The following is a 12,984-nucleotide window of genomic DNA, read 5'->3' as shown; positions in this document are numbered from 1 at the left end:
TTTTCGGGTGAGTTACAAGCGCGGCCTGGCCGTTGTTTTCGGATGCGCGATCGCGGCCCTGGTGTCGTTTGCCGCGACGTATCCGCGCTTTTACCCGGCCCCGTCGACCGCGAGCGCGCCTGCCGCCGCCGGCGGCAACGCCACCGCCAAGACTCGCGCGCCCACGCTCGCCGTCGAATTGCCCAGCCTGCCGGGCAGCAATAGCCCGATGGCGTGGACGCGCCTCAGTTCCGCCGAACATATCGCACTGGCGCCGTTCGAGTCCCAATGGGATTCCTTCAGCGACGAACGCAAGCGCAAATGGCTCAAGATCGCGTCGCGTTACCCAAAAATGTCGCCGGAAGCGCAAAAACGCCTGCATGAGCGCATGGCCGAATGGGTCCGCATGACGCCCGATCAGCGGCGCGTCGCTCGCGAGAATTACCAGGTGTCGAAGGAATTGCCGCGCGAAGCTCGTCAGAACGCGTGGAAGACCTATCAGGAACTGTCCGAGGACCAGAAGGCCCGCCTCGCCGCCAGCGAGCGCAGGCGCCGGCCCAGCGTGGTCAGCGCGCCGCCTTCGGGCAAGAGCGAGATCAAGGGGCTCGACCGGCTCGTGATCGCCCGCGAGCACGGCGCGAGCGGCGCGGCGGCAGCGAGCGCCGCGGCCGCCGCGTCGTTGCCGAGTCCCACCCTCACGCCGGCGATTCCGGCCGCGGGCAGTTTCGTGCCCGCCACGCCGCTGCCGGTTTCGCCGGCCGAAGCGCCGTCGATCTTCAACGGCTCCTGAGCCGCGCCCGACCGTGTCGCAGCCGCTCGCGAGTTCGTCCTTGCCCGCCGGGTCGTCCGGCCCCGTTCCCACCGTTCGCCGGCGCCTCGCGGCGCTCCTCTACGAAGCGATGCTCCTGTTCGGCGTCGTATTCATCGCCGGCTATCTGTTCAGCACGCTGACGCAGCAGCGCAACGGCCTGGCCCACCACAATCTTCTCGCGGCATGGATCGGCCTCGTGGTCGGGCTGTACTTCGTCTGGTTCTGGACCCACAGCGGCCAGACGCTGCCGATGAAAACCTGGCGCCTGCGCGTCGTCGCCGCTAACGGCGCACCGCTTTCCACCGCACGCGCGATCGTCCGCTACCTGCTGGCGTGGCTGTGGTTCCTGCCGCCGCTCGCGCTGCATCCGCTGCTCGGGCTCCGCGTGCCGCAAACGCTGGCGGTCGCCGCGGTGTGGTTCGTCCTGTGGGCCGCCACCGGCCGCTTCGGTGCGCAGCGTCAATTCCTGCACGACCGCCTCGCCGGCACGCGTGTGATCAGCGTCGTGCGCTGAGCACGCGCCTCGCCTCGCTCCGCCACTCACACCACCTCCCCGCTCTCAGCGCGGTAATAAGAACTTCTCGTGACTGTCACGGCAGGGTCACGCGCAACTGGCGCAATACGGGCACCGCAACTCGACGCGTGAGCCATGGACCCCAAAACGTCCGCGACGTCCCTGTTCCGCCAGACCGGCCCGAGCGTCGACCCCGTCGCGTTCCGCCCGGAACCCAATCCCGGTCACGGCTTGCCGCTGCCCGTGGCGTCGCTGCCGCACGACGCGCATGCCGGCCATCACGATGAAGAGCACGCCGAGCCGCATCGTTACCGCACCATCTGGCTCTCCGACATCCACCTCGGCTCGAGCGGCTGCCAGGCGCCCTATCTGCTCGACTTTCTGCGCCATAACGAGTCGGAGTACCTGTACCTCGTCGGCGACATCATCGACGGCTGGCAGTTGAAGAAAGGCTGGTACTGGCCGCAGGCGCACAACGACGTCGTGCAGAAGGTGCTGCGCAAGGCGCGCAAGGGCACCCAGGTCATCTACGTGCCCGGCAATCACGACGAAGCCGCGCGCCAGTTCTGCGACCTCGCGTTCGGCGACATCCACGTGCGCGGCGAGGCGTTTCACACGACGCTCGCCGGCAAGCGCCTGTGGATCGTGCACGGCGATCTGTTCGACGGCGTGATCCAGCACGCCAAGTGGCTCGCGTATCTCGGCGACACGCTCTACACGATGATCCTGATCCTGAACCGCTGGTTCAACCGGATCCGCAGCCGGCTCGGTTTTCCGTACTGGTCGCTGTCGCAGTACCTGAAGCATCAGGTGAAGAACGCGGTGAATTTCATCTCGTCGTTCGAGCGGGTCATGACCGACGAAGCACGCCGCCGCGGCTGCGACGGCGTGGTCTGCGGACACATTCACAAGGCCGAGATACGCGACATCGACGGCGTGCTGTATTGCAACGACGGCGACTGGGTCGAAAGTCTGTCGGCGCTCGTCGAGACGTATGAAGGCGAACTCAAGGTGATCTACTGGACCGTGATGCGCGCGCCGGAAGTGCGCGCGCAAAAGGCCCAGGCGACCGCGTAGTCCCTCTTAACTTCCAAGGGCGCAAACCGATGAAGATCATGATCGTCACCGACGCATGGGAACCGCAGGTCAATGGCGTCGTGCGCACGCTGAAGAACACCACGCGCGAACTCAGCGCGCTCGGGCACCGCGTCGATCTGCTCACGCCGCTCGAATTCCGGACGATTCCGTGTCCGACCTATCCTGAGATTCGCCTCTCGCTGCTGCCGCGCCGCAAGGTTCGCCAGCGTATCGACGAATTCGCGCCCGACGCGCTGCACATCGCCACCGAAGGTCCGCTCGGCATGGCCGCACGCGCGTATGCGATCCAGCACAAGCTGCCGTTCACGACCGCTTATCACACGCGCTTTCCGGAGTACGTGCAGGCGCGCTTCGGCATTCCGCTCGCCGCGACCTACAAGTTCCTGCACTGGTTTCACAAGCCCTCGCTCGCCGTGATGGCGCCCACGCCCGTCGTGAAGCAGGACCTCGAGAAATTCGGCTTCACGAATGTCGTGCTGTGGACGCGCGGCGTCGATCTCGACATCTTCCACCCGATGGACTCGAAAGTGCTCAACACCGCGCGGCCGATCTTTCTGTATGTGGGACGCGTGGCGGTCGAGAAAAACGTCGAGGCGTTTCTGAAGCTCGATCTGCCCGGCTCGAAGTGGGTCGCCGGCGAAGGTCCCGCGCTCGCCGAACTGAAGTCGCGCTATCCGCAAGCGAATTATCTGGGCGTGCTGACGCAAGCCGAACTGGCCAAGGTGTACGCGGCCGCCGACGTGTTCGTGTTCCCGAGCCGCACCGACACCTTCGGGCTCGTGCTGCTCGAAGCGCTTGCATGCGGCACGCCGGTCGCGGCCTATCCGGTGACCGGTCCGATCGACGTGCTCGGCGACGGCGGCGCAGGCGCGATGCATCAAGACCTGCGCGAAGCCTGCCTCGAAGCGTTGAGGATCGACCGCAACCATGCGCGCGCGTGGGCCGAGCGCTTCTCGTGGGCGGCGGCGTCCGAGCAATTCGCGGCGCATCTCAAACCGCTGCCGCACGCGTCGTATCGCGAGGAAAGCGCCGCCGCGTGACGCGGCGCGCCGAGCCGCTCATGCGAGAAAGAAACGCTACCGTGACGCACGCGACGAACGGCGCGGCGCGCACCCCGCGCACCTCGCGCACAACCCGCTCCGTTCGCGCCACCGAGGCCGACGCCGCCAGCGTCGAACCGTTCGACGACGTGCGCGAGCGCGAGATGCCGCATCATGCGGGCGATGCGAACCATGCGCATGGCATCAATGGGATGAACTCGTCGAATGACAACCACGGCGACCCTCGCCACGAACCCCTCAGCCCCGACGATCCGCTCGCGCCGCTACCGTTCAACCCGTACAAGGGCAATCGCGGACTCACCCGCGCCTGGCACGCGATGAAAAACTCGCTGGCCGGGTTTCGCGTCGCCATCCGCGAGGAAAGCGCGTTTCGCCAGGAACTCACGCTTGCCGCGATCCTGATTCCATGCGGCGTGCTGGTTCCGGTGGAGCCGGTGGCGCGCGTCCTGCTGCTCGGCTCGGTGCTGCTGATGCTGATCGTCGAGTTGCTGAATTCGAGCGTCGAGGCGGCCATCGACCGCATCTCGCTGGAGCGCCACGAACTGTCGCGGCGCGCGAAGGATCTCGGCAGCGCCGCGGTGATGGTCGCGCTCGGCATGTGTCTGATGACCTGGCTGCTGATCGTCGGGCCGCTCGTCGTCGCGTGGGTCAAGGCGTGGCTGGCGGCATCGCCGTGAAAACCGCGGCATCCCTCGTGAATGCGCGCTGAAAACGCCCGAGGGAATGAAAACCCTGAGTGTCCGTTCGAGATAAGAACGGTCGGTTTATAATCGTCCGACAGTCCCACAAGAAAACGCTGGGCCGCTCCCTGGTTTTCTTGCCCCTTCGGGGAACCTGCCGCGCTGCGACGGGTTTCGGGGCGCTCAACGATACCAACCGCGTCCGGGTGGATCACGCAGCGGCGACATGCCGCCGCGCGCCTAGCCCGGCGTTACCAGGGCCGGACGATATGGAAGCCAAACCTCCCCGCCGCACCCGCGAACGGATTCTCGAACTGTCGTTGAAGCTGTTCAACGAAATCGGCGAACCGAACGTCACGACAACGACGATCGCCGAGGAAATGGAGATCAGCCCAGGCAACCTGTACTACCACTTCCGCAACAAAGACGACATCATCAACAGCATCTTCAGCCAGTTCGAGCAGGAGATCGAAAAGCGTCTGCGTTTTCCCGAAGACCATCGCGCGACCATCGACGAGATGTGGTCGTACTTGCAGTACATGGTCGATTTCACGTGGCGCTACCGCTTTTTGTATCGCGATCTGAACGACCTGCTGGCGCGCAACCGCACGCTCGAAACGCACTTCAAGCAGATCATCAGCCACAAGGTGCGCTTTGCGAGCCAGTTCTGCGAGCAGCTCGTGGCCGACGGCGAAATGGTCGCCACGCCGCAAGAGCTGCACGTCATCGCCACGAACATCGGCGTGATCGCCACGTACTGGCTGTCGTACCAGTTCGTGATGAACCCGCGCAAATACAACGAGCAGGAAACGATTCGCGCGGAACTGCATCAGGTGAGCGTGCAGATCGTGTCGCTGATGGCGCCTTACCTGCGTGGCCGCTCGCGGCAGATTTTCGACGACCTCGTGTCGGGCAAGCTGCCCAAGCGCGAGTTTTACGACTACCTGCCGCCCAAGGAAGGCGCCGCGCCCCGCAACGAACCGAAGGACGTTTAAGCATGAAGTCGGTGTGTGTGTATTGCGGCTCCGCCAATGGAGCCAAACCGTTGTATGCCCAGGCCGCGCGCGCATTCGGCCGCGCGCTGGTGCAGGCCGATCTGGCGCTGGTCTACGGCGGCGGCAAGGTCGGCCTGATGGGCGTGATCGCCGACACGGTGATGGCCGAAGGCGGCCGCGCGATCGGCGTGATTCCCGAACTGCTGGTCAACAAGGAAGTCGGCCATGACGGCCTGACCGAACTGCATGTCGTGCCGGACATGCATCAGCGCAAGAAGATGATGGCCGACCTGTCCGATGCGTTCGTCGCGATGCCGGGCGGCGCGGGCACGCTCGAAGAACTGTTCGAGGTCTATACGTGGGCGCAGCTCGGCTATCACCAGAAGCCGGTCGCGCTGCTGAATATCGACGGCTTCTACGATCCGTTGATCAATCTGCTCCAGCACACGGTCGACGAGGGCTTCATGCGGCAGACCTACTTCGACATCCTGCAAATGGATGCCGATCCCGCCGCGCTGATCGGCAAGCTGCAACGCTATCAGCCGCCCGCCAGCGACAAATGGGCGATCAACCGCGACGCGGTTTGAGGCGCGCGCGCTGCGCTCTTCGAGCGCGGGCGCACGGAATCTTCACCGCGCTTTCCGCGCAGACCCGAGAACGATGAGGTTGCAATGACGAAAGCCGTCCTGATCACCGGTGGCAGCCGCGGCATTGGCCGCGCGAGCGCGCGCTTGCTGGGTGCGCGCGGCTGGTCCGTTGGCGTGAACTACGCGCAAAATCTCGCGGCCGCGCGGGAAACCGTCGCCGAAGTCGAACGCGCCGGCGGTCGCGCGTTGGCGATCGCCGGCGACGTCGCCAACGAAGCCGACGTGATCGCGATGTTCGACGCGCTCCAGCAGAAGTTCGGCCGGCTCGACGCGCTCGTCAACAACGCGGGCATCGTCGCGCCTTCGATGCCGCTCGCGGACATGGACCTCGCGCGCCTGAAGCGCATGTTCGACGTCAACGTGCTCGGCGCGTATCTTTGCGCGCGCGAAGCCGCGCGGCGCATGTCGAAGAATCGCGGCGGCGCGGGCGGCGTGATCGTCAATGTGTCGTCGGCGGCGTCGCGTTTGGGCTCGCCGAACGAATACGTCGATTACGCCGGTTCAAAAGGCGCCGTCGACACGATGACGATCGGCCTCGCCAAGGAACTCGGCCCGCAAGGCGTGCGCGTGAACGCGGTGCGCCCAGGCCTGATCGACACCGAGATTCACGCGAGCGGCGGCAAGCCCGAGCGCGCCGCGCAGCTCGGCGCCACGACACCCTTGGGTCGCCCCGGCACGGCTGATGAAGTGGCCGAGACCATCGTCTGGTTGCTGAGCGACGCCGCCTCCTACGTAACCGGCGCGTTGCTCGACGTCTCCGGCGGACGCTGAGCGCGGCGCGCTTTTTTTCCTCGCGCGGCACGCGATCGCACGCGGCCGCCTTTCTCTCCACGCGCCCCTTTCCCTTGATCCGGCAGGGACGCGGCACGATGCGTCCACTTCGCCCAATCCCTCGGTCTTGCTGTAATCGGTCGTAAGGATCGGAGACTACAATCGCAGCGAATCTCCGCGAATCGCCTGCAACCGCACGCGACGCGGAGCGAGAACATAAGTACGCGGCCCATGCCGCCGCGTGCGGCGACCAGAGACTTCCATGCGAGAAAACCCGTCCGCGCCGGCGAACGCCGTCACGCCCGCCGATCCGGCACATCCAGCCGACCGCTCCACCCGTGGCATCAGGCGCATGCGCGCGCTCGCCGCCGTCCGTCCGCTGATGTGGCTCGCCGCCCTCGCGATCCTCTGCACATGGCTTTTGCCGGGCACCTTGGGACACGAGCCGTGGAAGCAGGACGAGACCTACACGTTCGGCATCGTCCAGCACATGCTCGAGACCGGCGATCTGGTCGTGCCGACCAACGCCGGCCAACCCTTCGTCGAAAAGCCGCCGATCTACGATTGGGTCGCCGCCGGGCTTGCGTGGATGTTTGGCCGCTACCTGCCCTTGCACGATGCGGCGCGCCTCGCGAGCGCGCTGTTCGCCGGACTGACCGTCTACTACACGGCGCGCGTCGCCCGCCGCGCGGTGGCCGCATCGAGTTGGCTCGACGTGCGCGTGATCGGCACGCTCGCGCTGTTCGCGGGCACGCTCGTCGTCGTCAAGCACGTGCACGACATGATGACCGACGTCGCGTTGATGGCCGGCGCCGCGCTCGGCTTTTGCGGACTATTCGAACTGGTGCTCGTCTATTTGCGCGACGATGCGCGTGCGCCGCCGCTCGACCCAAGCCGCCGGCGCCACGCGATACTCAGCGGCGCCGCGATGTTCGGCGCGGGTGTAGGCGTCTCTTTTCTGGCCAAAGGTCTGTTCGTGCCGCTCGTGTTCGGGGCGACCATCCTCGCGGTACTGGCCTTGTATCCGGCGTGCCGCACGCGCGGCTTCGCAGGGGCGCTCGGACTCGCCGCGTTAGTCTGCGCGCCGTTCGCGCTGATCTGGCCGATCTGCTTCTACCTGCGCTCCGACACGCTCTTCAAGCTCTGGCTGTGGGACAACAACATCGGCCGCTTCTTCGGCTTTTCGGTCGCCGAACTCGGCTCCGAAAACGAAAGCCGTCTGTTCGTGCTGCGCACCGTGCTGAGCGTCGGCTTTCCCGTGGTGCCGCTTGCGCTCGCCGCGCTTGCCGGCGGCGCGTGGCGGCGCTGGCGCGATCCACGCGTGGCGCTGCCGATGATCTTCGCGGGCTCCGGCTTCGCGGTGCTGCAAAGCTCGGCGACGGTCCGCGAGCTGTACATTCTGCCGTTCATCGCGCCGCTCGCGCTGCTGGCGATGCAGGGCGTCGAACGGCTTCCGCGCCGTCTGCATGCAAGCTGGGATATGGCAAGCCGCGTACTGTTCGGCAGCACGGCCGCGCTGGCTTGGATCATCTGGTCGATCATGAGCAACCCGGCGAGCACGCATGCGTCGCTACATCGGCTTGGCCGCTGGTTGCCGCTCGATTGGGTGCTGCCAGTCAAAGCGGGGTTGATCGCGGCCGCGTTGCTGATGACGTTCGGCTGGCTGTGGCTGCTGCCGGTTTTCAAGTACACCGGCAAATGGCGCGGCGTGCTGAGTTGGTGCGCGGGCGCAATGCTCGCGTGGGGGCTGGTGAGCACGCTGCTGCTGCCGTGGCTGGACTACGCGAAGAGCTATCGCTCGGTGTTCGAAAGCCTCGGCGCGAAGATCAAGGTCGAATGGAACGATGGCGACTGCATGGCCAGCACGGGGCTGGGCGAATCGGAGGCGCCGATGCTGTACTACTACACGGGCATCGAGCATCAACCGACCGCGAACGCCGCAACCACCGAGTGCACCTGGCTGATCGACCAGAGCCGCCGTGACCGCACGCGCGCGCCAGCGGGCGAGTGGCGCCTGTTCTGGTCGGGCGCGCGTCCGGGCGACACGGATGAATCATTGCGGGTGTTCGTGCGGGCGCCGGCCGGCGCCGCAAACGCGCGCAGCGAATAAAGCGTCGCGGCGTCTAGAACGACGAGCCGGGTTCGCGCAGAAAGGCGTTTTCTTCATCCGTCGAAGCACGCCCCAGCAATCCGTTGCGATGCGGAAAGCGCCCGAAACGCTCGATGACCTTCGCGTGCCGCACCGCGAACGAGTAGTAGGACGCGCCGCCCGGCTCCGCTTCCAGCGCCTTGAACAGACGCAGCGATTCCTGCTGGCTGGCGAGTGTTTCGTCGTGTTCGAACGGCAGATAAGCGAACGCCCGATGATGCGCGGTAGGCAATAACCGATCGGCTCCGCTTGCGATCATCTGCTGCGCCGTGTGCAAGGCCTTTTGATCGGCGGCGAATGCGCGCGGGGTGTTGCGGTGGCAATTGCGCGAGAACTGATCGAGCACGACGATGAGCGCCAACGCACCGAGCGGCGTTTCCTTCCAGTGGTCGAGCGAACCTTCGCGCGCCGCGTCGATGAGCGTGCCGAAGCGTTCCAGCAGCATCGCGTCGAAGGCCTTGTCGCGTGAGAACCAGAGCTTGCGCGCCACCCCGAAATCCGGCGCATCCGGCGTACCGAACCAGCAATCGAGCACGGCGCGCGCCTCGGGAGTCAGCGCGGCGTAGTCCGCCGAAGCCGTGTAGGGCGGCGGGTTCAAATCCAACCGGTTAGCCATTGCGATTGCGCATCCAGTCAGCGGTCTCGAAGAACGACGCAAGCAGACGCTCCCGCAGCGGCTCGGAGAGCCCGACGTCTTCCATCGCCCACGCCATGCACCGCAACCATTGATCGCGCTCGCTCGAAGCAATCGCGAACGGCAAGTGCCGCGCGCGCAAACGCGGATGACCGAAGCGGCTGATGTAATGATCAGGCCCACCCATCCAGCCGCACAAAAACCAGAACAGCTTGTCGCGCGAGCCGTCGAGCGACTCGGGATGCAAGGCCCGAATCCCGGCGAACTCCGCTTCGAGATCCATCAAGTCGTAAAACCGGTCGACCAGTTCGCGCACGCGCGCTTCGCCGCCGACCAACTCGAAGGCCGTCGGCTGCGCCGCGGACACTTCGTCATCCAGATCGCTCATACCTGCTCACATCAAAAAGAAAAATCACGCGTCCCGCAGCGATTGCAACGCGGGCCGCGCCAGCACATGCCGCAAGCTCAGCCAGCCGCCGAGACCCGCGCACGCGACGCCGGCCACGATGCCCGCCGGCAGCAGCCACGGATTGAAGCTCAGATAAAACTCGAACACGCGGGTCGCCAACACCCAGCCGATGGCCTGTGCGCCGAGCGCCGCCATCAACCCGGCAAGCGTCCCCACCGCGACGAATTCCGCGACCTGCACCGCGCGCACCTGGCGATGCGACGCTCCCAGCGCGCGCAGCAGCGCGGATTCTCGCATGCGCTCATCGCGCGTGCCGGCGAGCGCGGCGTAGAGCACCAGCACGCCCGCCGCGAGGGTGAACGCGAACAGGAACTGCACCGCGCCGATCACCTGCTGCAACACGCGCTGCACCTGCGCGAGAATCGGCGCGGTGTCGATCGCCGTGAGGTTCGGATAGGCGGCGATCAGGCCGTCGATGGTCGACTGTTTGTCACGCGGCAGATGGAAGCTCGTAATGAACGTCGCGGGGAAATCCTGCAAGGCGACGGGCGGCATCAATACGAAGAAGTTGACCTTGAACGAACCCCAGTCGAGCTTGCGCACGCTCGTCACCGGCGCATCGATCTGCAAGCCCGTCACGTCGAAGCGCAGCACGTCGCCGGGCTTCACGTCGATCACCTTCGCGAGCCCCTGCTCGATCGAGATCTGTGGGGTTGTGCTGTCGCCATACCACGTGCCCGCCGCGAGCCGGTTGTCGTCGGGCAATTCGGTCGTGTACGACAGATTGAACTCGCGATCGACCAGGCGCCTCGCATCCTCGGTCTTGAACGAATCGGGATTCACCGGCTTGCCGTTGATCGCGATCAGCCGCCCGCGCACCATCGGCGAGAGCACCGTGCCGGGCAGGCCATGCGTGTCCAGGTATTGCGTGACGGCTTCGCGCTGATCGGGCTGGATGTCGATGATGAATTCGTTCGGCGCATCGGGCGGCGTCGATTTGCGCCAGCCGGCCACCAGATCGTCGCGCGTCATCGCAATCAGCAACAGGCACATCAGGCCGATGCCGAGCGCCGTGATCTGCAGCGCGCTCGCGCCGCTGCGCCGCTCCAGCGACGCCAGCGCATAGCGCCAGCCGATCCCCGCATTCACGCGCTCGCTGCGCACGACGCGCGCGGCGCCCCACAGCGCGACTCGCGCGATGCACGCGAACACCAGCAGACCGCCCGCGAAGCCGCCCGCGACGATCCCGCCGAGTTTCAATTCGCCCGCCGCGACGATCAGCAACGCGGCGAACAGCACGATGCCGAGCGCGTAGGCGGCCCATGCGGTGCGGCCCGCCTCGCCCCATTCGCGGCGCAACACGCGCACCGGCGGCACGCGCGTGAGCGGCAACAGCGGCGGCAGCGCGAAGCCGAGCAGCAGCACGAGGCCGGTGGCGATGCCTTGCAGCGCGGGCCACGCAGTCGGATAAGGCAAGGCGACGTCGATCAGACTGCCGAGCCATGTCAGCAGCGCGAGATGCCCGAGGTAGCCGAGCGCCACGCCGAGCGCGCCGCCGATCAGGCCGATGCCGACGAATTCGAGCGTGAAGAGCGCGCGCAGCGTGGCCTGGCTCGCGCCGAGGCAGCGCATCGCCGCGCAGCCGTCCAGATGCCGGCGCATGTACCGATGCGCGGCCATCGCGATCGCCACCGCCGCGAGCAACGCGGTGAGCAGCGACACGAGCGTGAGGAAGTGGCCCGCGCGGTCGAGCGTCTGACGCACTTGCGGCTGGCCGTCCTGCAACGATTCCAGCGCGACGCCGCGCATCTTGCCGCCGTCCACGCGGCCATGCGCGAACTGCGCGAAACGCGCGACCGCATCGTCCGCGCCCGCCACCAGCAGTCTGTGCGTCACGCGGCTGCCGAAGGCGATGAGTCCCGTCGATTGAAGTTCGTCGGCGCGCAGCATCAAGCGCGGCGAGAAGTTGACGAACGAAAAGCCGCGGTCGAGTTCGCGGGTGATCAGCGCGCCGATCGTGAAGCCGCGCTTGCCGACCTTCACCGTGTCGCCGACCCGCAGCTTGAGCGCATCGAGCAGCGCCTGATCGACCCACACGGTGCCCGGCGGCGGAATCGATTGCGCCGGATGGTCAGCCGCACCCGGCGCCGAGGCGATCCGCAATGCGCCGCGCAGCGGATAACCCGGCGACACCGCCTTGACGGCGGCGAGCCGCGAGGCCGGCTGCGCGCCGGTCGAATTGATCATGCTGGGAAAGATCGCCGTGGTGGCGGTGTTCAGGCCGAGCGCCCTGGCTTTTTCGGCGAATTGCGGATCGACCGGATGATCGGCGCGCACGATGAAATCGGCGGCGATCATGCGCCGCGCGTCGCGCTCGAGTCCCTGATGCAGACGGTCAGCCAGAAAGCCGACACTCGATAGAGCCGCGACGGCCAGCACCAGCGCCAGCAGCAGCATCGTCAGTTCGCCCGCGCGCCAGTCGCGCGCCGTCATGCGGATGGCCTGGCGCAACAGATCCATACCGCCGAAGCGGCGCGCCGTGCCCGCGGTCCCCGTCGCTGCAGACGCGGCGCGCGCCGCCGCGGTCCTTACCGTATCGCTCAATCGTGCCTGCTCCTCGCCAAACGCGACACCATATGCGTCGCCATGCCGCGAAAACCGCCCTGCACGCCGCGCCAAAGCCGCGGCAACGCCCAGCCGGCCAGGATGATGAAGCCCACCATCAACACCAGAAACACGAGCGGCACGAACAGCGCGAGCAGCATGCCGCCGAACACGAGCCCGTCTTCAGCGGTGGAGGTCACGATATTCGACACCGGTTCCGGCGACAGATTGATCAGCGCGCGCGTGCCCGCTTTCGCCAGATGCGCGCTGCCGGCCAGCGTGCCGCCAGCGAGCGCGGCGACCGTCAGCAGCGCAGGATCGGCATGACCGAGCGCGCCGGCCGCCAGCATGGCGCCGGCCGGAATGCGGATAAACGTATGGATCGCGTCCCACAACGAATCGAACGCGGGAATCTTGTCGGCGAGAAATTCGGTGAGCGTCAGCACCCCGGCCACGCCGATCACCCACGGCGAGGACAGCGCGGACAGCGTATCGGGTAGATGGATGAGGCCGAGGCGGGCGAACACGCCGGCCAGCAGGACCGTCAGATAGAGGCGCAGGCCGCTGCCCCACGAGAGGCCCGCCGCAAGCGAAAGTGATTCAAGCATGGCCGCCTCCGGGCGCGCTGTGCG

13 protein-coding genes are annotated in these 12,984 nt (G+C 66.5%); 9 read left to right on the top strand and 4 right to left on the bottom strand.

The features are described from left to right. The first annotated feature begins 7 nt into the window (after positions 1-7). The 9 genes from ACOCG7_RS17190 to ACOCG7_RS17150 all read left to right on the top strand — a co-directional run bounded on the left by ACOCG7_RS17190 (position 8) and on the right by ACOCG7_RS17150 (position 8,666). Positions 8-769 (top strand): DUF3106 domain-containing protein, encoded by a 762-nt coding sequence (locus ACOCG7_RS17190; RefSeq protein WP_073429559.1) that lies wholly within the window; start codon positions 8-10, stop codon positions 767-769. 13 nt (positions 770-782) lie between these two features. Then, entirely contained in the window at positions 783-1,304 is a 522-nt protein-coding gene (locus ACOCG7_RS17185) for an RDD family protein (protein ID WP_114162134.1), read from the top strand. Positions 1,305-1,439: 135 nt separating this feature from the next. Beyond that, positions 1,440-2,381, top strand: a complete 942-nt coding sequence (locus tag ACOCG7_RS17180) for a UDP-2,3-diacylglucosamine diphosphatase (RefSeq protein ID WP_083085187.1) — start codon at positions 1,440-1,442, stop codon at positions 2,379-2,381. A gap of 29 nt (positions 2,382-2,410) precedes the next feature. Further along, on the top strand, positions 2,411-3,442 hold the full coding sequence (locus ACOCG7_RS17175) for a glycosyltransferase family 4 protein (RefSeq protein WP_114162133.1): 1,032 nt from the start codon (positions 2,411-2,413) through the stop codon (positions 3,440-3,442). Between the two features lie 20 nt (positions 3,443-3,462). Further along, on the top strand, positions 3,463-4,140 hold the full coding sequence (locus ACOCG7_RS17170; RefSeq protein WP_114163444.1) for a diacylglycerol kinase: 678 nt from the start codon (positions 3,463-3,465) through the stop codon (positions 4,138-4,140). Between the two features lie 272 nt (positions 4,141-4,412). Continuing rightward, positions 4,413-5,138, top strand: coding sequence for a TetR/AcrR family transcriptional regulator (locus ACOCG7_RS17165; protein WP_073429555.1), 726 nt, complete (start codon positions 4,413-4,415; stop codon positions 5,136-5,138). A 2-nt stretch (positions 5,139-5,140) separates the two neighbouring features. After that, the gene (locus ACOCG7_RS17160; RefSeq protein WP_073429554.1) at positions 5,141-5,725 is read left to right on the top strand and encodes a TIGR00730 family Rossman fold protein; all 585 of its coding nucleotides are present in this window, start codon (positions 5,141-5,143) and stop codon (positions 5,723-5,725) included. An 84-nt stretch (positions 5,726-5,809) separates the two neighbouring features. Continuing rightward, positions 5,810-6,556, top strand: coding sequence for an SDR family oxidoreductase (locus ACOCG7_RS17155; protein WP_114162132.1), 747 nt, complete (start codon positions 5,810-5,812; stop codon positions 6,554-6,556). A gap of 262 nt (positions 6,557-6,818) precedes the next feature. After that, positions 6,819-8,666, top strand: a complete 1,848-nt coding sequence (locus ACOCG7_RS17150) for an ArnT family glycosyltransferase (RefSeq protein WP_114162131.1) — start codon at positions 6,819-6,821, stop codon at positions 8,664-8,666. Between the two features lie 13 nt (positions 8,667-8,679). Here the strand turns inward: ACOCG7_RS17150 and ACOCG7_RS17145 are convergent, their stop codons facing one another. From ACOCG7_RS17145 to ACOCG7_RS17130, 4 genes are all read right to left on the bottom strand, one after another. Next, a complete protein-coding gene (locus tag ACOCG7_RS17145) occupies positions 8,680-9,321 on the bottom strand; it encodes a DUF924 family protein (protein ID WP_114162130.1) in 642 nt (213 codons plus the stop codon). Further along, positions 9,314-9,727 carry a group II truncated hemoglobin gene (locus tag ACOCG7_RS17140; protein WP_083085194.1) on the bottom strand — a complete coding sequence of 138 codons (414 nt, stop codon included), beginning with the start codon at positions 9,725-9,727 and terminating at the stop codon, positions 9,314-9,316. The genes ACOCG7_RS17145 and ACOCG7_RS17140 overlap by 8 nt, the downstream gene beginning before the upstream one ends. A gap of 24 nt (positions 9,728-9,751) precedes the next feature. Then, a complete protein-coding gene (locus ACOCG7_RS17135) occupies positions 9,752-12,241 on the bottom strand; it encodes an ABC transporter permease (protein ID WP_114163443.1) in 2,490 nt (829 codons plus the stop codon). A 107-nt stretch (positions 12,242-12,348) separates the two neighbouring features. Then, complete coding sequence (locus tag ACOCG7_RS17130) at positions 12,349-12,960, bottom strand: DUF4126 domain-containing protein (protein WP_073429548.1); 612 nt, start codon at positions 12,958-12,960, stop codon at positions 12,349-12,351. Positions 12,961-12,984 lie beyond the last annotated feature (24 nt).

The organism is Paraburkholderia sp. DD10, assembly GCF_049177125.1.
GTDB classification, from domain to species: Bacteria; Pseudomonadota; Gammaproteobacteria; order Burkholderiales; family Burkholderiaceae; genus Paraburkholderia; species Paraburkholderia terricola.
The sequence above is the reverse complement of the archived record's forward strand: the minus strand, read 5'-3'. Positions and strand labels throughout refer to the sequence as shown.